15 protein-coding genes and 1 pseudogene are annotated in these 20,669 nt (G+C 41.5%); 7 read left to right on the top strand and 9 right to left on the bottom strand.

Annotated elements, in window-relative coordinates; all coding sequences use genetic code 11:
* Nucleotides 1-329 precede the first annotated feature (329 nt).
* The gene (locus BM135_RS04020) at nt 330-1,490 is read right to left on the bottom strand and encodes an alpha/beta fold hydrolase (RefSeq protein ID WP_245737289.1); all 1,161 of its coding nucleotides are present in this window, start codon (nt 1,488-1,490) and stop codon (nt 330-332) included.
* A 545-nt stretch (nt 1,491-2,035) separates the two neighbouring features.
* Between BM135_RS04020 and BM135_RS04015 the strand changes: the two genes are divergently transcribed.
* Both BM135_RS04015 and BM135_RS04010 read left to right on the top strand, forming a co-directional pair.
* On the top strand, nt 2,036-2,320 hold the full coding sequence (locus tag BM135_RS04015) for a hypothetical protein (protein WP_092518053.1): 285 nt from the start codon (nt 2,036-2,038) through the stop codon (nt 2,318-2,320).
* 97 nt (nt 2,321-2,417) lie between these two features.
* On the top strand, nt 2,418-2,729 hold the full coding sequence (locus BM135_RS04010) for a hypothetical protein (protein WP_092518051.1): 312 nt from the start codon (nt 2,418-2,420) through the stop codon (nt 2,727-2,729).
* A gap of 46 nt (nt 2,730-2,775) precedes the next feature.
* On the opposite strand, the gene BM135_RS04005 is transcribed toward BM135_RS04010, so the two are convergent.
* Both BM135_RS04005 and ybfF read right to left on the bottom strand, forming a co-directional pair.
* Complete coding sequence (locus tag BM135_RS04005; protein WP_092518049.1) at nt 2,776-3,510, bottom strand: class I SAM-dependent DNA methyltransferase; 735 nt, start codon at nt 3,508-3,510, stop codon at nt 2,776-2,778.
* A gap of 270 nt (nt 3,511-3,780) precedes the next feature.
* Nucleotides 3,781-4,560, bottom strand: a complete 780-nt coding sequence (ybfF, locus tag BM135_RS04000; protein ID WP_092518047.1) for an esterase — start codon at nt 4,558-4,560, stop codon at nt 3,781-3,783.
* A 269-nt stretch (nt 4,561-4,829) separates the two neighbouring features.
* Here ybfF and seqA point away from each other — a divergent pair, with 269 nt between their 5' ends.
* The 3 genes from seqA to pulA all read left to right on the top strand — a co-directional run bounded on the left by seqA (nt 4,830) and on the right by pulA (nt 10,319).
* The gene (seqA, locus tag BM135_RS03995) at nt 4,830-5,363 is read left to right on the top strand and encodes a replication initiation negative regulator SeqA (RefSeq protein ID WP_092518045.1); all 534 of its coding nucleotides are present in this window, start codon (nt 4,830-4,832) and stop codon (nt 5,361-5,363) included.
* Nucleotides 5,364-5,497: 134 nt separating this feature from the next.
* Nucleotides 5,498-7,138 (top strand): phosphoglucomutase (alpha-D-glucose-1,6-bisphosphate-dependent), encoded by a 1,641-nt coding sequence (gene pgm, locus BM135_RS03990; RefSeq protein ID WP_092518044.1) that lies wholly within the window; start codon nt 5,498-5,500, stop codon nt 7,136-7,138.
* A 232-nt stretch (nt 7,139-7,370) separates the two neighbouring features.
* Nucleotides 7,371-10,319 (top strand): pullulanase-type alpha-1,6-glucosidase, encoded by a 2,949-nt coding sequence (pulA, locus tag BM135_RS03985; RefSeq protein WP_175485941.1) that lies wholly within the window; start codon nt 7,371-7,373, stop codon nt 10,317-10,319.
* 182 nt (nt 10,320-10,501) lie between these two features.
* Here the strand turns inward: pulA and kdpD are convergent, their stop codons facing one another.
* Genes kdpD through kdpF form a run of 5 tightly spaced genes read right to left on the bottom strand, consistent with a single transcriptional unit; the run spans nt 10,502 to nt 17,746 of the window.
* On the bottom strand, nt 10,502-13,216 hold the full coding sequence (gene kdpD, locus BM135_RS03980) for a two-component system sensor histidine kinase KdpD (RefSeq protein WP_092518043.1): 2,715 nt from the start codon (nt 13,214-13,216) through the stop codon (nt 10,502-10,504).
* A 3-nt stretch (nt 13,217-13,219) separates the two neighbouring features.
* Nucleotides 13,220-13,801, bottom strand: coding sequence for a potassium-transporting ATPase subunit KdpC (gene kdpC, locus BM135_RS03975; RefSeq protein ID WP_092518042.1), 582 nt, complete (start codon nt 13,799-13,801; stop codon nt 13,220-13,222).
* 56 nt (nt 13,802-13,857) lie between these two features.
* Complete coding sequence (kdpB, locus tag BM135_RS03970; protein ID WP_092518041.1) at nt 13,858-15,924, bottom strand: potassium-transporting ATPase subunit KdpB; 2,067 nt, start codon at nt 15,922-15,924, stop codon at nt 13,858-13,860.
* A gap of 31 nt (nt 15,925-15,955) precedes the next feature.
* A complete protein-coding gene (gene kdpA, locus BM135_RS03965) occupies nt 15,956-17,656 on the bottom strand; it encodes a potassium-transporting ATPase subunit KdpA (RefSeq protein ID WP_092518040.1) in 1,701 nt (566 codons plus the stop codon).
* Nucleotides 17,657-17,746: a K(+)-transporting ATPase subunit F gene (gene kdpF / locus BM135_RS03960; RefSeq protein ID WP_092518039.1), complete on the bottom strand. Its 90-nt coding sequence runs from the start codon at nt 17,744-17,746 to the stop codon at nt 17,657-17,659.
* A 349-nt stretch (nt 17,747-18,095) separates the two neighbouring features.
* Here kdpF and BM135_RS03955 point away from each other — a divergent pair, with 349 nt between their 5' ends.
* Complete coding sequence (locus BM135_RS03955; protein ID WP_092518031.1) at nt 18,096-18,305, top strand: YbfA family protein; 210 nt, start codon at nt 18,096-18,098, stop codon at nt 18,303-18,305.
* Between the two features lie 342 nt (nt 18,306-18,647).
* Nucleotides 18,648-19,391: a type 2 GTP cyclohydrolase I gene (locus BM135_RS03950; RefSeq protein WP_092518029.1), complete on the top strand. Its 744-nt coding sequence runs from the start codon at nt 18,648-18,650 to the stop codon at nt 19,389-19,391.
* 48 nt (nt 19,392-19,439) lie between these two features.
* Here the strand turns inward: BM135_RS03950 and BM135_RS03945 are convergent.
* Nucleotides 19,440-20,577: pseudogene (locus BM135_RS03945) on the bottom strand (MFS transporter).
* Nucleotides 20,578-20,669: the final 92 nt, after the last annotated feature.

The following is a 20,669-nucleotide window of genomic DNA, read 5'->3' as shown; positions in this document are numbered from 1 at the left end:
GGTTTTTAATTAGATCTTTTTATTAATGAAAAATGGCTCACTATGGTGGGCCATTTTTTTAACCATTATATATGGCGATCGGGAAAAAGTGATGTTTGGTGGCAGTCTGATATCAGCATGTACGCCAAAACTACTTGATAATGTGGTGGAGATAATGAACTACTCTATTAAAGGGTAAGGGATTTAGTTGATGCATTCAAGGTGTTGTTGTTTGTCTAGCCGAATACCGGGTAACATATGGAAAAATTCAACATATCACCCGATTAATTTTAATGTAACAGAGTGTATTAAACTAATTTATTGTTTATAGATGGATTTTTACTGAAGTGTTAGTTAACTAATTCAATTTCATTCAAGTAATTAGTATTAGTAAAATCCTTCCCATTGAAAAAACGAATAAGCAGATCAGCCAGCACATCTGGGCGCTCTACCATAACGAGATGATCCGATTTTTTGATGGTGGTGAATGTTGAGTTTGGAAAAATAGAAGCGCAATATTTGACATTTTCAGGTGGTGTAATGATATCGTATTCACCCGTTGTAAATAACATGGGTTTGTTGAAGTTGTCAGCTCTCTCGTATTTCTTTTGGTTCAAAAGGCGCGTTTGGAGACTCTCATATCGTTCTCCTTGTTGTTGGGTTGATTCCTGTAGTGTCGTTTTTAGCAGTCTATATGTAGTATCTTTTCCTAATATGTCAGTACCAGGTTCAAGGCAAAGAATGCTTGAAATAATTTTCTCAATGGATTCATCATATTTTCCTTCACTGAGTAATTGTAACGCAGTATTTAATCTGTCTTGAATATGAGGTGGCTGAGTTAATGCAACGCCAATTAACACCGCTTTATTGATTCTTTCAGGCCATCGATAAGCAAATTCCAAAGCAGTGGAGCCACCGTAAGAAATACCAATAAGATTTATCGTTTGTAAAGAAAGTACATCTAGAACATGTCTGGCACATTCGGCAAGAAATTCAAAACTCTCATTGTCTGGTATATTGTCCGCAGACCCAGTTCCGGGTAAGTCAACCATGATTAGAGGACCATCATCTTTAAGGAGATATTCAAGATGTGGTAAAGAATACATATCTTGAAAACCGCCAGCTATAATCAGCTTTGGTACTGCGGTTTTTGCTCCCAGGGCTGTAGTATCAGTATTAATATCACCAATGACACGGAAAGCATATTTTACTCCGCGCCATTCAATCTTTCTCTTGTCTTGAGGTGGAAGGCGGTGAGTTGAGTCAATAAAAGCCGCAAGAGATTCAACATTTCTGAATCTGAGTACGTCACTCCAATCTATTTTCTTTCCTAAGTTTTGCTCAATAAAAATTTGTATTTCAACTAAGGAAATAGAATCAGCACCAAGACTAAAGAAGTCATCTTTAGTATCCATCGATTCTACGAGTAAAACTTCTTTACATATCTTCAATACCTCATTTTCAGTGTTATTTAATTTGTGATTTTGACTTTGTAGTGATGACATAGTCATATTTAGTCTCCTATTATTGATATTGCTTTTGAATTGGGAAGCCTTTATTAGTTACTAGAAGTTTAGTACAAACTATTTTTGATAGTAAGATAACTAGTGGCAACTATCACTTTTGTTATCAATAAGATGGCGGAGATAGCAGCTAATCTCGATTAGATACCGATATCTGTTGAAACATAAAATGATCTCAGTAAGTTTTAATGTTAACTACAAGGATATATGAGCTAGTTTTGAATGATACATTACATCAGTAACTAATTAAAAAATCAGAATAATTTATATTACCAAAATATATTAATAATATGTTATTAATTTCGTTTAAAGTTAATGATATTTAATATTCAAATAACATAATTAAAGTGTATGTAAAATATAAATATAAGAACAAATGAAGGGCGGTAATTTATATTATTATATAATGAATATTGAGGCGGTAATTTCATGTTGTCCGAATGGTTTTTCTATATATTAATGCTGCTATCATTTTATTAATGATAAATCCCGTTTTATTCCGTTAATATATGTGATGTTGAGCGAGGTTTAGTATGCATAAAAACACAGAGAGTTCTAATGATGTTGGGACACAATATGATTCATTTACAGTAGAGGGTTATGTTAGTTTTTTAGATATCCCATATGGTGTAAATAATATATCTGTTACTGTAATAGGTGATAGGTCAGCAATTCATGATGCTCATTTGTATTATAATCTAACTGAAAGTCTTGGTGAGCAACTACTAACGGTTTTAGAATTAGCCGTTATCTATAAGAAAAAAGTGAGGGTGTTTGGGGAAGACAAGGCTATAAAATCTGTAGCTATATATAAGTAATAATAGAACAATATTTTATTGTTTTCACAGCTTTATTTTATGTGATTTAAATGATTTTAATATTATTAATAAAACATGATATTAAGTGAGATTAATTATGCAAGAAAATAAACCGAATTCTAATAATGATACTGAAATACAACAAAACCAATCTACAGTCGCTGGATATGTTTCTAATCTTCATATAGCATCTCCTGTTTCCAGTAATGTAACTGTTGAAATAAGTGATGATTATGGTAATAAACGACTTGAGAATGCACTGTTAACCTATGGGATAAATTCAAGTCCTGGTAACCAGATGTTGACGGCCTTAGAATTAGCATTGGTAAATAACAAACAAGTGAAGTTAGTAATACATGTACATGAAGGTACAATTTATATAGACAGTGTAGGATTAATCGGAGAATAAAATATTTAATGAAATAATCCCCCTGAATTATGGGGGATTATTTTTGTTAGAAGTGACAAACAAGAGCTGTATCAAGACAGTTGCGTTGATAATCATCCCAAAAACCTGGAGGATGGCTTTTAATATCACTCTCTAACAACATTGGTTTATGCCATTCAAATTGTAAACCTGCTTTATTGATTGCATCTGCATATTGTTCACGGCTCCAACGATACATCGTAAAAGGAGTGGGAGGAGTAGTAATAAATTCAGCCTTTAAGAGGGTTGTATCTTTTACTGGTTCTTCACTCAGAACCTTTATTTTATAATTTTCATAGTTCCCTTTTGCTAATCGATAATCAGGTTCAAAGGTATAAGCTACGAGTTTACCGGAAGGTTTAAGGTGATCTGCAACTACACGAAACATTGTCGTAAGATCTTCAAGTGATTCCGCATGGCAAAATAACCAGGCCGCGACTATTAGATCAAATTTCCCAAATGATTCCATTTCACAGACATTTCTTATATGAAACTCTATATCATCGTTGTATTGCTGTGATTTATTTCTGGCAATTTCTATCATTTTGTCTGATATATCGACACCAACAACTTTTGAAGCACCAAGATTTTTGAATTTCCGACTAAAAAGACCATATCCACATGCCAAATCTAACACTGATTTTCCTTGTATATCACCGGCTAGATTGAGGATTGTTCTAATTTCCACTTCGATATGAGGAGCTGAGTCTGAAAAGCTCTCATAAAGGTGTGCAATAGGATTATATAAAATATTATCGTTCATTATTTTTTGTCCTTAATTAAAGTTAAAACATTTTATTTGTCGATGGGATATATTATTTAGTATTGGTGTAATGTTTTCTGATTATATTTTCTTTACATATATTAGGATGTAATTAATGAATTAGATATAATTATTTTTATATTGATCCTGCTTTTTGGTTAAGTATAAGAAATAAAGACGGGATTATTTTTAAGAAGAATTAATTTCTTGATAATAATATTGAGTATGTCCTGTTTTTATCAACCCACTAAATGTGGGTTGATAACAGAATTATTCTTTTTCTAAAAAGCGACGAATTGCCCTGAGTACAGCTTCAGGTTTTTCTGCGTGAACCCAATGTCCGCAACCTGCTACAACCCAGGCTGTTGCTTGTGGGAATTGGCGGATAATGTCTTCTCGGTATTCTTCAGTAATATAATCTGAATTTCCTCCACGAATAAACAGGGCAGGTTTATACCATGCAGGAATAGTTTCCCAACCGATAATTTTTTCGTATTCACTTTGCAAAACGGGTAGGTTGAATTTCCATTCCCCTTGACGGAACGATTTCAGTAAAAATTGAATAACACCTTCTTCCGAAATATCTTGGTACATAACATCTGTCGCAGCTTGTCGGGTTTGTACACCGGCTGCTGTAACCTTATTCAATGCTGCAAAAATGCTGTCATGGCGGCGAACGGGATAAGCAACGGGAGCCATATCAATCACCACGATTTTTTCGATGCGTTCTGGCGCAATGGCTGTCATGGTCATGGCGATTTTGCCTCCCATGGAATGCCCGATAATAGTGGCGTTGGGTACATTTAGCTCATCAAGGAGCGTCAGGACATCCTGCGCCATATCACGGTAATCCATGTTTTCCATAGGTGGTGAAATACCGTGGTTACGTACATCAATTTGAATCACCGGATAATGTTGTTGTAAATCACGTCCCAATACTCCCAGATTGTTTAAATCTCCAAAAAGCCCATGAATCAGGACAATAGGTGTTGAAGATTGTGGATTTTCCGGCGTGTGAAAATGATAATTTAATTGACTATTTGATTTCATGATTTGCCTGAATTTAATACCATTTATATAATGTTTAATATTGAGATGTTTAATATCATGACACGTGAACAGTGACAAACTCAATGGGACGGAAATGAGATAAAATAGTTGTAACTGATTGATTTATTTTAAAGGGAAGTCGCTTTTCTAATGATTATCAATTTTAAAAAGAATCACTTTAAGTTATTGAAAGTTTAATTGTTTTGTTTTTTGGTATTATATCTTATAATCCCAAGATAATTTTTCATTAAGAACAGTACTGGATAGAAATGAAAACGATAGAAGTTGATGAAGACCTTTACCGCTTTATTGCAAGCCAAACTCTGCATATCGGTGAAAGTGCATCTGATATTTTACGGCGCATATTGAAATTGGACGTCGGGCAGCCAGTACAAATTACAGAGTCTGCCAACGATCCTGCACCTGTTGTTAAAGTCCCGGTTGCCCGTTCCCGTGATGCTGTCCGCGTTATTCGTGAATTATTGCTTTCTGATGAGTACGCTGAAAAGAAAAAATCTGTTGAGCGCTTTATGCTGATCCTGTCTACACTGTATAGCCTGAACAGTGAGAGTTTTTCCAAAACAACGGAAGCGATGCACGGGCGTACCCGCACCTATTTCGCGGGTGATGAGCACACTTTATTAGCCAGCGGCAAGCAAACTAAGCCTCGTCATATCCCCGGTACGCCTTTTTGGGTAATCACCAATACTAATACTGACCGTAAACGCAGCATGATTGAACATGTTATGCAGGATATGAAGTTTCCGGCAAATTTGGTTGAGAAAGTGTGTGGCACTATCTAATTTAATGAGATTCTTAATTTAGTGAACTTCTTAAGTTAGCGAAATTCAGCGAGTTACCCTACTAATCTAATCGTTTGACTTATTTATACTGTACTGGCTTATCACCAGTGCAGTCTCCCAGGAGAAATACTAAAGTGGTAATTCATTCAAGAGCAGGGCAACTCGCCCAGCAGCATGATTTAATTAATGTTGCCCAACTCACTTCACAGTATTACACCTTACAACCACATCCTGAAAATCCAGCACATAAAGTCAAATTCGGCACTTCTGGTCATCGTGGCAGTTCTGGACGCAATAGTTTCAACGAATCGCATATTTTGGCTATTTCTCAGGCTATTGTCGAAGTTCGTTCGCAACATGGGATTACTGGGCCATGCTATGTGGGTAAAGATACCCATGCGCTTTCAGAAGCAGCATTTATCTCTGTATTGGAGGTATTAACGGCGAACGGCATGGATGTGATTGTGCAGGAAAATAATGGATTCACACCGACTCCTGCTATTTCTCATGCCATCTTATGCTACAACCGTCAGGGGAAAAATCTAGCAGATGGGATAGTGATCACGCCCTCCCACAATCCACCAGAAGATGGCGGCATTAAATATAATCCCCCCAACGGCGGGCCTGCCGATACCGATCTGACTGCAATTATTGAACAGCGCGCCAATGAATTACTGGCGAACGATCTCAACGGGATCAAGCGACAGCCTTATGAATTGGCATTAAAAAGTGAATGCCTGCATCCTCAAGATTTGATTGATCCTTATGTTACTGCGCTGGGTGAAGTGGTGGATATGGCAGCGATCCAGAAAGCCGGTTTGAAAATTGGTATCGATCCGCTGGGTGGTTCCGGGATTGCTTACTGGCAACGGATTGGGGAATATTACGATCTCGATCTGACACTGGTTAATGATAAGATCGATCAGACATTCCGTTTTATGACACTGGATCATGACGGTGTGATCCGCATGGATTGTTCATCTCGTTGGGCAATGGCAGGATTGTTGGAGCTGCGTGGTAAATTTGATTTGGCCTTTGCCAATGATCCCGATTATGACCGTCACGGGATTATTACACCAACGGGTTTGATGAATCCTAACCATTATTTGGCAACGGCTGTGGATTACTTATTCCGCCACCGTCCTCAATGGCCTGAAAATATCGCCGTGGGTAAAACACTGGTTTCCAGCGCCATGATTGATCGGGTTGTCGCTGATTTGGGACGTGAATTAGTAGAAGTTCCCGTCGGTTTTAAATGGTTTGTGGATGGATTATATAAAGGCGAGTTGGGCTTTGGTGGAGAAGAAAGTGCTGGTGCATCTTTCCTGCGTTTTGATGGCACTCCGTGGTCAACCGATAAAGATGGCATCATCCTTTGTTTGTTAGCTGCTGAAATGACCGCAATTACCGGTGAGAATCCACAGCAACGTTACGACAAACTGGCTGCCAGATTTGGTACACCAAGCTATAGTCGCATTCAGGCTCCGGCTACTCATCAGCAAAAAGCATTGTTGTCTAAGCTGTCACCAGAAATGGTCAAGGCCGATGTATTGGCAGGCGATCCGATTACCGCTCGCCTGACAACCGCATCGGGTAATGGCGCTTCCATTGGTGGCCTGAAAGTAATGAGTGATAATGGCTGGTTTGCTGCCCGCCCTTCTGGCACGGAAGAGGCCTATAAAATCTATTGCGAAAGTTTCCTCGGTGCGGAACATCGGGAAAAAATTGAGCAAGAAGCACAGGAAATCGTTAATCAGGTATTTGCTGCTGGTTGATTGAACCCCCTGTTTCTGAATGGAAAAAAAGTCGTAGCAATTGCTACGGCTTTTTTGTTGCCGCCGCAAATCTATTGGATATACATCAAAAAATAATTCATCCTTTATTCTCATCCCCATTTTTATTAATAAAAGGATGAGGTAAGAGTGCTTATTCCCCTATTTAATCACTGTTTTTATTTTTATTAAAAGTTAAAGGATTACTGTTATCTTTCATTAAAAGGGTTTGACTATGAAATCTGACTTTTGGAGAAAGATTTACCTTATTTTAGGTTGCGGGTTATTGATTTCATTACTGGCACATTGCATTCCAAATAAAACTGACTTGTTGAAAAATCAGGAGAAAGTGATGGTACATAGCTTGGATCAGTTATCAGATAGTCAACACATCTATCTCCACCGTACAGGAATTGCTGATTTTGAATCCGTAATTTCTCAAGCTTCTGCTCACTGGGTTGATAGACAGACGTTATTATTGTCAGACAATAAAACGTGGTCAGGTGATGAAGGTAAATTTATTGTTCGCCTATATTACAACCAAAATAATAAGGTGGAGGTCAATGACCAAGGTTATTTTACTGATAGCTATTTGACGCTCACACCGACGATTTTAAGTCAGGAAACAGCAAAAAAATTCCCTCATCTGGCGAAGTGGGCGGCTTTTCGTTTACCTGAGAATGTGGATATTGATCGACTGCTGACCGGGGATTTGGTAGTTTTGTCGGCCAACGAGCAAGGCATATTTCTATCGGCAACCCAAGTACAAACGGCTGGTGTGCTGGATGATCGTTTCTCTGATGCTGCCGATAAATTGGAATATGGGGCGCGGATAAATAATAAGGGCGTGATTTTCAGGTTGTGGGCACCCACGGCACAAAATGTCGGTTTGGTTATTTATGATCAAAATAAACAGGCTATCGCCAATCACACAATGCAACGTGACGCAGCGAGTGGTTCTTGGTCATGGCAAGGTGGTAAGGAGTTGATTGGCACTTATTACCGCTATGATTTACAGGTTTACCACCCGCAATCTCGCAATGTGGAACACTATGAGGCTACTGATCCTTATTCTTACAGCCTGTCTACTAATTCGGAATACAGTCAGGTCGTCAATCTGGATGATGAATCCCTGAAGCCACTAAACTGGAATAATCTGTTGGTGCCGCACTCACAAAATACACCGACGGATATTGCACGTATGACTATCTATGAAGCGCATATCCGTGATCTTTCCGTTGCAGACAGTACGATACCAGAAGCCTGGCGTGGTAAGTATCTGGCACTGACTGATAATAACAGTGATATGTTCAAGCATCTTAAGGCGTTGAGTCAGGCTGGAATGACTCATATGGAGTTGCTGCCTGTATTTGATATTGCTTCTGTTAATGAATTTAGCCAGCAGGTGGCTGACCTTGAACACCCTTTTAGTCGTCTGTGTCAAATCAATCCAATGGTTAAAAACAGTCGTTTTGCCGATTATTGTCATAGTTCATTGACCGTGCGGGAGGTTTTGCAGGAATTGCTGCGTGATGACAATATCAATAATCCGCAGGTGCAAGAACTAAATACGCTAGTGGCAAAAACTGATTCCTATAACTGGGGTTACGATCCATTTCACTATTCAGTGCCGGAAGGTTCTTACGCCACTAATCCGGAAGGTTCCGGCCGCATAAAAGAATTTCGTGCCATGGTACAGGCTATCAAGCAACACTTGGGCATGAATGTGATCATGGATGTTGCCTATAACCATACTAATACGGCAGGCCCGACAGCCAGAACGTCGGTGTTGGATAAGATAGTGCCTTGGTATTACCACCGTTTGGATGAAATAACAGGCAAGGTTGAAAATAATACTTGTTGTTCTGACACTGCGCCGGAACGTCGCATGTTTGCCAAATTGATCGAAGATTCGCTGGTGACGTGGGTTAAAGATTATAAGATAGATGCGTTTCGATTTGATTTAATGGCTTACCACCCCAAAGTACAAATTCTATCGGCACTAGAAAAAGTGCGAGCTATTAATCCATCGATCTACTTTTTCGGAGAGGGGTGGAATTCTGGGCAGGATGATCGATTCGAAACCGCTTCTCAGCTCAATCTTAAGGGGACAGGCATTGGTACGTTCTCTGACAGGCTACGGGATGCGGTACGTGGCGGCGGGCCATTTGATGTAGCCGATAGTATTCGCAGTAATCAGGGAGTAGGCAATGGTGCTGAAATATTGCCTAATGAAATTTCCAGATTAGATGCGGATAACGTTCGTCATTTATGGGATTTGGTACGTATTGGCATGGTTGGCAATTTGGCTGATTTTGTCATGATCGATAAAGATGGGGCAGTGAAAACAGGCAGCGAAATTGATTACAAGGGGACTGCTGCGGGTTATGCGTTAGATCCGATTGAAGTGCTGAATTATGTATCCAAGCACGATAATCAAACATTGTGGGACATTATCAACTATAAAGCTGCCTATGAAGCGAGTCTGATGACGAGGGTTCGTATGCAGGCGATCTCTCTTGCTACGGTATTTCTTGGACAAGGTTTGGCTTTCGATCAACAGGGTTCAGAATTATTGCGTTCAAAATCCTTTACCCGCGATTCCTATGACGCTGGTGATTGGTTTAATCGTGTTAGTTATAGCTATAAAGACAATAATTATGATGTAGGGCTACCCGAATACAGTAATGATGGCAAGAATTATCCATTGATTTATCGTGTGAAGAATCAGGTGAAAAAACCAAGTCAAAATGAATTATTACAGATGATGGCGTTTTATCAGGAGCTATTGCGGTTACGTCAATTTTCACCATTGATGACTCTTGGTGATGGTGCTGCTATCAGGCAACGTGTCGATTTTGTTAATGTTGGCCCCCACCAGCAAATGGGTTTACTGATAATGACGATTGATGATGGCAATATGACCCAGAGTGATCGTGATTGGCGGTTTGATGGCTTGGTAGTTGCTATTAATGCCGCACCTTGGTCTGTGACTGTCAAAGATCTTAATATCAACGGGTTGAAATTAAATGATATTCAACGTGAATTGGATAAGGCATCTTTGGCTGCGGGGGTGAGAATAACAGAAAATGGCGAGGTAATAATGCCTGCATGGTCGGCAGCCGTATTGGTTTTGCCACAAGAAGGGATTCGTGGAACAGGTTTGCCTGTTCGCAGGAAATAACGTAATCAGGCAAATTGTTTGATCCTCTTGAGCCTGAATACGTTATTCACTCGTCAGACATAAATCGATAACCGATTCCTGTTTCTGTCAGTAAATGCTTAGGACAAGCGGGGTCGGTTTCTGGTTTTTGATCGTATTGATATTAACTGTATTCACGTTAGTGGTACTCACATTAGTGGTACTCACATATCCTTGAAAGCATTTTCAATTTTGGGTGGATCTTCCAACGGAAGAATAAAATGAAAACTAGCTCCACCTTTTTTATTGTTAGCCGCCCATATCTTTCCGCCGTGGATTTCAATAATAGATCGGCAGATCGCCAATTCTAGCCCGACACCAGATATAGCTGATTCTTTGTTGACGCGGGAGAATTTATTAAAAATAAGTTTTTCTTGCCCTGATGGAATTCCTGTTCCCGCATCCCAGACTTCAATATGCACCTGTTTTTGATGGGTTTTCTTCTCTATTGTGGCTTGTATGCCCAAGGGAGTCTGTTCATTGGTGTATTTAATAGCGTTTTCCAGCAGATTGAAAAAAACACGTTCCAGTAAAACGGCATCACAGTGTAGTAATAAATTGTTGGGCAAGGAAAGCTCTACTGTGCAACGATTGAGGGTATATTCCAGAGAACGCAAGGCATTGCCGACAATTTCGTCCAGTGAATACCATTCAAGATTGAGCTGAATGCCACCTGATTGGAGCCGTGCCATATCAAGCAGGTTATTGACCAGTCGTGAAGTGCTGAGGATTTGCTGGCGAATTTGGTTAACTTTTTGTATATGCGGCGAATTTTCGGCGGATAGATCCAACATCAGTATTTCTGATTGCCTGAATAGTACGGTTAACGGAGTACGTAAATCGTGGGATAACGCTGCCAACAATGAATTACGCAATTGCTCCCGCTCAGTTTCCAGTTTGGCGGATTCTGTGCTGCGTGCAAGGTGTAATCGCTCCAGTGCGTTGGCGATGAGTCCTGTGAAAATTTGTAATAACCTTTGTTGTTCCGGTATCAATAATTGGCGCAGGTTAGGGGATTCAATGGCAAGAACGGCAAAGACCTGCGAAGGTGTGGCGATCGGCAATAGTTGGTAAGATACTCCCGGTAATGTGTCAGTGCCTGCCCCAGCCGGTTGTTTTTTATCAAAACACCATTTGGCAATCGCTTCGTCAATTTGCATTTGACCACCATTGCTGGATTTCACTTGATATAAATGATGGCCGCTATCTGGCAGCAGTAACCCCGTTTTTGCCTGAAAACTATTGGATAGAAAATGATAGCTGATACGGGCTATGTCTTCTTCGTTCAGGGCCTTGCTCAATTCGCGAGTTATTTCATATAGATGTCGTGTTCGCTGTTCGCGATAACGGGCTATTCTGGCCTGATAGCGTATGCCTGCGGTGAGGTTTCCGACAACAGCCCCGACAATCAGCATTACAGTCAGTGTGAGCAAATATTGCATATCCTTGACTGCCAATGACCAGTGTGGCTGGACAAAGAAAATGTCGAAACTGATGACATTGATGAAAGCGGCAAAGACGGATGGCCAACGACCATAAAACAGGGCGATGATGACAACGCCGAGCATGTAGAGTGTCACTAAGTTGGCTTTATCAAGAGTCAACAAGAACGTCCGGGAAAAAAGAGTAATGAGGGCACAGAGTACAATTGCCATCAAAAAGCCCTGAGTCGGGACTCGCCATTTGTCATAGAATGTTCGGTTATCTTTTGGTTCTTTGTCCCCGCGTTTTTTATCTTCCAACGCAACAATAATCAGATCTAAATCAGGGCCGAGTTTTCCCAGTCGTTCTGAAAAGTCACTGCGCCATTTAAAGCCAAAGAGAGTTGAATGGGAATCGTAATAGCGGCCAATAAGGATTTTCCCCAGATTATGCTCTCTGGCGTAGTGCAGGATTGCGTTTTCTTCATGGGAATCGGAGAGTGTTGCGGTTTCAGCTCCCAAATCTTGGGCCAGTTTCAAGGCTTGTAAGATAGTACGTCGTTTGCTTTCTGGCAGTTGGTGTAATTTGGGAGTTTCAACATAAACAGCATGCCAGATGCAATTGAGTTTTGCTGCCAAGCGAGCGGCTTTCCGAATCAGTTTTTCATTACCTGCGCTATAGCCAATACATAGCAACAAATTTTCTCGCGTATGCCATACGGATTCTTTTCCTCTGGTATCACGAAAAGCGCGCATTTGCTCATCTACGCGATCTGCCGTGCAACGTAGTGCCAATTCACGCAGGGCAATCAGATTTCCTTTGCGAAAAAAATGTTCAATGGCACGCTCAGCCTGACTTGAAATATAAACCTTGCCATCATTGAGCCGCTGACGCAGATCATCAGGAGGCAGATCAACCAGAACAACATCATCGGCCTGATCAAATATATGGTCGGGAATGGTTTCCTGAACACGAATACCGGTAATACCACCGACAACATCATTCAAACTTTCCAAATGCTGCACATTGATGGTAGTCAGTACATCAATGCCGGCTTCCAATAATTCTTCTATATCTTGCCAGCGTTTCGGATGGCGGCAGTCTTTAGGGTTACTGAATGCCAGTTCGTCCATCAAAATAATGGCCGGATGGCGGGCAAGGGCTGCATCAATATCAAATGCTGCTATCCTGCGCTGATGGTAGTGGAAATATTTTGGTGGTAATTGGGGCAACCCTTTAAGTAGGGCTGCGGTTTCTTGTCGATCATGGGTTTCAACAATGCCGACAATGACATCTAACCCTTGTGCCAGCAACCGTTGAGCTTCTTGCAGCATGGCGTAAGTTTTACCGACACCCGCACAAGCACCGAAAAATATTTTTAGTTTGCCACGTGGTTTTTCGTTTGCCAGTATCAGTAAGTCATCAGGATCGGGGCGTTTTGGCTCGTTTTGCACCATATATTATTTGCCTTGTGGGTCTAGGTTATCCAATGCTAGGTTCAGCTCCAGTACATTGACTATAGGCCTTCCCATATATTCCAGCAGGGGATGTTGAATATGCTGCTCAATGAGTTTATGAATGACTTCGGGTGATATGTTACGGGCTACCGCTACACGTGATGCCTGAAATTCAGCGGCTTCTGGGGATATATGGGGATCGAGTCCGCTACCGGATGCCATGATTAAATCAACGGGGATCGGATATTTTTGCGGATGATTGAATAAACTTACCCGGATAATGTTTTGGTCTATTTTGTTTTTCAGTTCAGGATTGGTCATAGCGAGATTACTACCCCCTGATGACAGAGTGTTATACGGTTTCTCGGTCGTCATGGAAGGGCGGCCATGAAAATAGATGGGTTTAGTAAAATTTTGACCAATTAATTCAGAGCCAACGAGTTTGCCATTCTGCTCTATTAGCGATCCTTTAGCTTGATGAGGAAATAAAAATCCTGATATTCCTGTCACCAATAATGGATAGGCTATGCCAGTGATTACGCTAAGAAATGTCAGCAGAATAATGGAAGAACGTAACCAGATCATTTTTCATCACCTTATTTGAAGGCCTGATTATTTAAATGCAGATTAATTAAAGATCGTCAGTTAAAAATTAAGGCAGTGAGCAATATATCAATGAGCTTAATGCCGATAAAAGGTATAAGCAAACCGCCAAGACCATATATCCATAGGTTTCGGCGCAAGAGTGACAATGCGTTCATTGGGCGGTAGCTGACGCCTTTCAGTGCCAATGGCAGTAGAAAGATTATGATTATCGCATTGAAAATAACAGCAGACAGTACCGCAGATTCCGAAGAATGAAGGTGCATGATGTTCAATGCATTAAGTTGTGGATACGTAACCGAAAAAGCGGCGGGAATGATGGCGAAATATTTAGCAATATCATTGGCAATACTGAATGTTGTCAAAGCACCGCGGGTCATTAGCATCTGTTTGCCAATATGTACAACTTCAATCAACTTGGTAGGGTTGGAATCCAAGTCAACCATATTGCCTGCTTCTTTTGCTGCCTGTGTACCTGAATTCATAGCAACGGCAACATCTGCTTGTGCCAGCGCTGGTGCATCGTTTGTACCATCGCCAGTCATGGCAACCAGACGCCCTTCAGACTGATATTGGCGGATCAGGGCGAGTTTCGCTTCGGGAGTGGCTTCTGCCAGAAAATCATCAACGCCCGCTTCGGCTGCAATGGCTGCAGCAGTAAGGTGATTATCACCTGTAATCATGACGGTCTTGATTCCCATTTTGCGCATTTCAGTGAAGCGTTCTTTAATCCCGCCTTTCACAATATCTTTTAAGGCGACGACCCCCAAGACCTGCTGATTTTCAGCAACAACCAATGGTGTTCCTCCTTTATATGCGACTTGCTGTACCAAATGATCAATCTCATCAGGGAAATGACTGTGGTTGGCTTCAATATAGCGACGAATAGCATCGACAGCGCCTTTGCGGATCATGCGATTATCAATATTGACTCCGCTCATGCGTGTCATGGCAGAGAAAGGAACGAATGTGGCTTTTAATTCTCGAAGATCTCGCTCACGCATATTGAAACGTTGTTTTGCCAAGATTACGATGCTGCGCCCTTCCGGTGTTTCATCTGCAAAAGAAGAGAGTTGGGCAGCATCAGCTAACTGTCGCTCTGTTACGCCCGGAGCAGGTAAAAATTGAGATGCCTGACGGTTTCCGAGTGTGATAGTGCCAGTTTTATCGAGTAGCAGGACATCCACATCTCCAGCGGCTTCAATAGCGCGTCCGCTGGTGACGATGATATTGGCTCCCAACATGCGGCTCATACCGGCAACACCAATGGCTGACAATAATCCGCCAATGGTGGTGGGGATCAGGCAAACCAATAAGGCAATCAATACAGTGAGTGTAATGGGCGCGCCAGATTGATTGGCTTGGACGCTGAACAAGGAAAAAGGCAGAAGGCTTACACAGACCAGCAAGAAAATAATGGTTAGTGCAGTAAGTAAAATGGTGAGGGCTATTTCATTTGGTGTTTTACGTCGCTTAGCCCCTTCAACCATTGAAATCATTCTGTCTAAAAAGGTTTCGCCCGGATTGACTGTACATTCGACGATTAGCCAATCTGATAAAACTCGCGTACCTCCAGTGACAGAGGAAAAATCACCCCCTGATTCGCGGATAACTGGTGCAGACTCTCCTGTAATGGCGCTTTCATCAACGGAAGCCCCTCCTTCAAGGATTTCACCATCACAAGGAATGGTTTCTCCTGCCTCCACCAGCACGATGTCCCCTTTACGCAAAGTGTCAGAAGTGACTTTTTCTTTTACGGCTTCACGGCTGGATGATGCTAGTTTGATCGCCCAACTGGTTTTTTTTATATTTTTCAGGCTGGATGCTTGGGCTTTACTACGTCCTTCCGCCAGTGCTTCTGCGAAGTTGGCAAACAGTACGGTAATCCATAACCAGAGCACAATGGCTCCGGTAAATAGCATATTGCCCGTTAATTGCCCTATTAATATGCCAATCCATAATGCGGTGGTCAGGCAACTTCCGACATAAACAACGAACATGACCGGATTTCGCCATTGTTGAGCCGGATGGCATTTTTTTAACGAGTCGATAAGTGCCTGGAGAATCAAAGTCGGTTCAAATAATACTTGTGGTTTATTTTTCATATCTTACCTCGCACTCTTTTTACCTCAACTCTCATGGCCAAAGTTGTAGGTGTTCTGCGATAGGGCCAAGAGCTAGGGCAGGAATAAACGTGAGAGCACCGATCAGTAAAATGACCAGAATTAATAATCCAATAAAGAGGGAACCGTGGGTCGGTAAGCTGCCATTGCTAATAGGCTGGCGTTTTTTGTTAACCATGGAACCAGCGATGGCCAGAACAGGCAGAATGATGCCAAAACGCCCAAGAAACATGGTTACCCCCAACAGCAGGTTATAAAAGACACTGTTGGCATCTAGTCCGGCAAAGGCACTCCCGTTGTTATTGGCTGCGGATGAGAAAGCATAAAGTACTTCAGTGAAGCCGTGGGCGCCGGGATTTGCAATAGCGTTGCGACCTGCGTCGATTGAAATAGCCAGAGAAGTTCCCAATAAAACAAGCGAAGGGGTAACTAAAATCGCCAGTGCGACCATTTTCATATCATGGATATCAATTTTTTTACCTAAGTATTCTGGTGCCCGGCCAATCATCAAACCTGCAATAAATACGGCAAGCAGGACGAACAACAATATGCCATAAAGACCAGAACCAGCCCCACCGAATATGACTTCACCAATTTGCATCAACCAGAGCGGTATCATGCCGCCTAGCGGAGTAAAAGAATCATGCATTGCATTTACGGCACCACAGGAAGCGGCTGTCGTAACAACGCCATAAAGGGAAGAGGCAAGGATACCAAAGCGGGATTCTTTTCCTTCCATATTAAAAAAGTGGTTACTGATATTGGACTGGATGAGATGAGGGTTATCTGCGGTTTCGGCATACATCACTATACTGGCGGCAATAATGAAAACAATGCTCATTGCCCAGAGCAGAGCATATCCCTGGCGATTGTCTCCAACAACCAGGCCGAATGCGAAACATAATGCACAGGGGATCAAGAAAATAGCCAGGACTTGGACAAAGTTACTGAGTGAAGTTGGATTTTCAAATGGGTGGGCTGAGTTTGCCCCAAAAAATCCTCCGCCATTGGTGCCCAGAAGTTTTATGGCCTCTTGAGAAGCAACTGGCCCCATAGGAATTAATTGCTGTTGTCCTTCAAGCGAGTGGGTGAGTACATAGGAAGAGAAATTTTGGATAACACCTTGACTGACAAAGAACAAGGCAAGGATGATCGCAAGCGGAAGTAAAAGATATAAAGTAATACGTGTGATGTCAATCCACGCATTTCCCACGGTTTTCGTGCTTTGGCGATAAAACGCCCGCATCAAGGCAAAAGCCACAGAAATGCCAGTTGCCGCAGACAGAAAATTCTGAACAGTCAATCCGGCCATTTGGCTCAGGTAACTGAGGGTATTTTCTCCGCTATAAGCCTGCCAATTAGTATTAGTAATAAAACTGATTGCGGTATTCAGTGCCAGATCCCATTTCATACCAGCAAAATGTTGTGGATTCAATGGCAAGTGACTTTGGCTGATCAGCAGGGTAAACAGGAGCAATAGCCCCGCTATATTGAATATGAAGATCGTAAGTGCATACTGCCACCAGTTCATTTCTTTGACATCGTGGCCGGGTTTTTGCAGGCCACAACAACGCCATAGAATGATTTCTGTTTTTGTCAGCCAGCGAGGCAATTCTCCTTCGACGAGTCTGGCGATCAGATTGCCAAGAGGCTTGCTCAATAGAACCAGTATGAGTAAGAAGCTGGTAATCAGTAAAAAAGCTGATGCTGCCATTTAGAAATCCTCCGCATTCATCAACGCATAAATTAGATAGCCCAGTAATAGCGTCACCAGAAAAATGCCAAGGATTAGGTATATATTCATGGTTTATCTCCTTGCTTATTTCTTTAAGAAATAGTCGGTTACAGCATAGGAATGACCATACAAAGAAGCTGTTAAAAGAGTTCCTAAAAGTGTAAAAAAGTATAAATAACCTGCGGAATTCATCGATAAAGTATCATTAAGGCAAGTGTAGCAAACAATTCATAGTTAATTTTTTGTTTTAAAATTGTTGGTTTTGTTTCTGTTTAAGAATTATTTTGTAATTAAATTACGCAACTAAAAAAAAAGGTGATTTATACCACTAAAAAAGTGGTCGGATGAGTGGTAAATTTTCACTTTATCAGATAAAATTTTGTGCATCTTACAGGTTATGCCCATGAGGAGGATATCAATGTCTATATATCGTGAATACTCTTTGCACCAGATTCTCTTACGGCGTATTGGCGCTGTATCATTGGGCGTCATTGCGCTTCCTGTCATGCTGTTTCGTCGAGATCGGGCCCGTTTTTATAGCTATCTGCATAAAGTATGGATAAAAACCAGTGATAAGCCAGTGTGGCTGGAATGTTTAGAAATAGCTTCAGGTACTCGAAATCGCTAGAACAGCATTATGACGTAGCCTAATAACCTTTCCCGTCTCTCAGGTTTCCATTCTTGGTTTTTTCTGCTTGAGCGAGTATTTTGAATATAGCGCTTTGAATATAGCATCTTGAATACAGCACCTTGAATATCGTTTTGACACCTTGCCGATTTATGTTGGCGAGGTGTTTTGTTTTGTATGTAATTAAGGCGTACATTTATAACCCAAGATCTTTATATCCAATCTATTTCGAGCCTAGCTTGGAAGATGACGGGTATAGGCAATTTGGCGAGTGAATTGACTTAATTCATGGCAGGTATGTATTTTATGGTGAATAAAAGGCTAAGTAACAAGGGGAATGTGATGAACAATGTTGAATTGGAGCATGTGCTCAATACGGAATTGAGAGTCCGTGAATTTCAAGACTATGCCCCGAATGGATTACAGGTAGAGGGTCGTTCCCATGTTCAGCGGGTGATTACTGGCGTGACAGCTTGTCAGGCATTATTAGATGAAGCTGTTCGCCTTGAAGCAGATGCTGTCATCGTTCATCATGGATATTTTTGGAAGAATGAATCTCCTGTTATCCGCGGCATGAAACGCCGTCGTTTGCAAACACTACTCTGCAATGATATCAACCTGTATGGCTATCATCTCCCGTTAGATACCCATCCTGCTTTGGGTAACAATGCCCAATTGGCACGTCAGATGGGTGTGAAGGTTATAGGTGAGATTGATACTCTTCTTCCTCATGGTGCTTTTGATCAACCTATTACGCCCGCAGAATTGACTGAACGCCTTGAAAAAAATCTGGAGAGAAAAGTTCTGTATTGCGGCGATAATGCGCCAGAAGAAATCCGCACACTGGCATGGTGTACAGGTGGCGGCCAAAGTTTTATTGAACAGGCGGCTGAATTTGGTGTTGATGCCTTTGTGACGGGAGAAGTATCAGAAAAGACTATCCATGTTGCCCGTGAAATGGGACTGCATTTTTTTGCTGCGGGGCATCATGCAACTGAGCGCTTTGGTATCAGAGCGCTCGGCGAGTGGCTGGCGAATAATTATGGGTTGGATGTGACTTTCATCGATATTCCTAATCCGGCTTAATCTATATAGCCCCCAGATTTTATTTCCATTTTGGGAGCTGGGGGCTTTTTATCTTTGTTTAAAAAGGGACGTTTGAACAAGGGACAAAACAATCATGCCGATCCCACAAAAAATCAGTACACAACCCAATGCTTGACTCCAGCCTGCCAATGCTAGACCAAGGCTCAGTAGCAAATAGTAAAACAATCCTAGTAAAGCACCCGCAGTGCCTAATTGCTCTGAATAGTTGGTTAATGCAGAAGCCAGAATATTTGGAATAGCCAGTCCATAAGCGATGACGATCCCCAACATTGGAAAAATAAAGAGCCAGCTATTTTCGAGTAGGTATACACCGCTCCCACTCAGTAGGCTAATCAATGAAGCGAGTGTGACTAATTTGGCAGATATCCATTGTTGTCTTAATAGGTATTTGTTTAATAAAGAACCTAGCCCAGCCCCGAAAGTCATTAATAAGCCAGTATAACCAAATGTTTCTTGTGATACTCCCAGTTGTTCAAAACGGAATGGTGCTAATTGGTAGTAACTGAACAAACAAATATTGAAAAATGCGATCAAGAATACATTTCGCCAAATTGAGATATCTTTGAGCATCATGATTGCAGTGCTGAATAAAGGTACTTTTGTCACGTTAATTGGCTGGGTTTCTGGTAGCCGAGCGATAGACCAACCAGTCAGGATAATTGCCAAAATGGTTAGCCCAGAAAAAACTGCTTTATAGCCAGCAAAATAGTTCAGTGTTGAGCCGCTAAGCATACCAATGGCAGGGCTGGCAGCTAAGGCAATACCCATGATGGAAAAGACGCGCGCCAATTCTTCTCCACGATAAGTATCATGCATCATAGTTTGTGTACCGACAGAGCCAACTGCTGCGCCGAAAGCAGACAACATTCTGGCCGAGTAGTAACCAGAATTGTTGTGTTAACAATACCAGCAGGGAAACTAAGCCATAGAGTGACAGGCCAGCAATGATAGTCGGGTGTCTGCCAATCACATCACACATGCGCCCCCAGACGACAACACCGAGGGCAAAAGCAAAGAAGTAGAGTGATAATGTTTGAGCGGCTTGCTCTGAACTAACCAAAAATCCATTAGCAATATTGGTTAATGCAGGACTATAGATAGTTTCTACGATCTGCGGAAACATCATCAAGGCAATGGCGAGCCAAAGTGATGGTTTAGTTTGCATGATTTTTTCTTCTGATGATAAGTGAGTAATGGCTCGAAAGGTTAGCATTCTGATTGCTGTCTTTTTATGATAATAAAGACAGATTATTTATT

This window comes from Xenorhabdus japonica (assembly GCF_900115195.1).
Classification (GTDB): Bacteria; Pseudomonadota; Gammaproteobacteria; order Enterobacterales; family Enterobacteriaceae; genus Xenorhabdus; species Xenorhabdus japonica.
This window is presented reverse-complemented; position numbering and strand designations above follow the sequence as displayed.

Bases quoted from the DNA above. Each gene is read 5' to 3' on its own strand.
- BM135_RS04020 (WP_245737289.1), bottom strand. From the start codon at position 1,490: ATGACTATGTCATCACTACAAAGTCAAAATCACAAATTAAATAACACT.
- BM135_RS04015 (WP_092518053.1), top strand. From the start codon at position 2,036: ATGCATAAAAACACAGAGAGTTCTAATGATGTTGGGACACAATATGAT.
- BM135_RS04010 (WP_092518051.1), top strand. From the start codon at position 2,418: ATGCAAGAAAATAAACCGAATTCTAATAATGATACTGAAATACAACAA.
- BM135_RS04005 (WP_092518049.1), bottom strand. From the start codon at position 3,510: ATGAACGATAATATTTTATATAATCCTATTGCACACCTTTATGAGAGC.
- ybfF (WP_092518047.1), bottom strand. From the start codon at position 4,560: ATGAAATCAAATAGTCAATTAAATTATCATTTTCACACGCCGGAAAAT.
- seqA (WP_092518045.1), top strand. From the start codon at position 4,830: ATGAAAACGATAGAAGTTGATGAAGACCTTTACCGCTTTATTGCAAGC.
- pulA (WP_175485941.1), top strand. From the start codon at position 7,371: ATGAAATCTGACTTTTGGAGAAAGATTTACCTTATTTTAGGTTGCGGG.
- kdpD (WP_092518043.1), bottom strand. From the start codon at position 13,216: ATGGTGCAAAACGAGCCAAAACGCCCCGATCCTGATGACTTACTGATA.
- kdpC (WP_092518042.1), bottom strand. From the start codon at position 13,801: ATGATCTGGTTACGTTCTTCCATTATTCTGCTGACATTTCTTAGCGTA.
- kdpB (WP_092518041.1), bottom strand. From the start codon at position 15,924: ATGAAAAATAAACCACAAGTATTATTTGAACCGACTTTGATTCTCCAG.
- kdpA (WP_092518040.1), bottom strand. From the start codon at position 17,656: ATGGCAGCATCAGCTTTTTTACTGATTACCAGCTTCTTACTCATACTG.
- kdpF (WP_092518039.1), bottom strand. From the start codon at position 17,746: ATGAATATATACCTAATCCTTGGCATTTTTCTGGTGACGCTATTACTG.
- BM135_RS03955 (WP_092518031.1), top strand. From the start codon at position 18,096: ATGTCTATATATCGTGAATACTCTTTGCACCAGATTCTCTTACGGCGT.
- BM135_RS03950 (WP_092518029.1), top strand. From the start codon at position 18,648: ATGAACAATGTTGAATTGGAGCATGTGCTCAATACGGAATTGAGAGTC.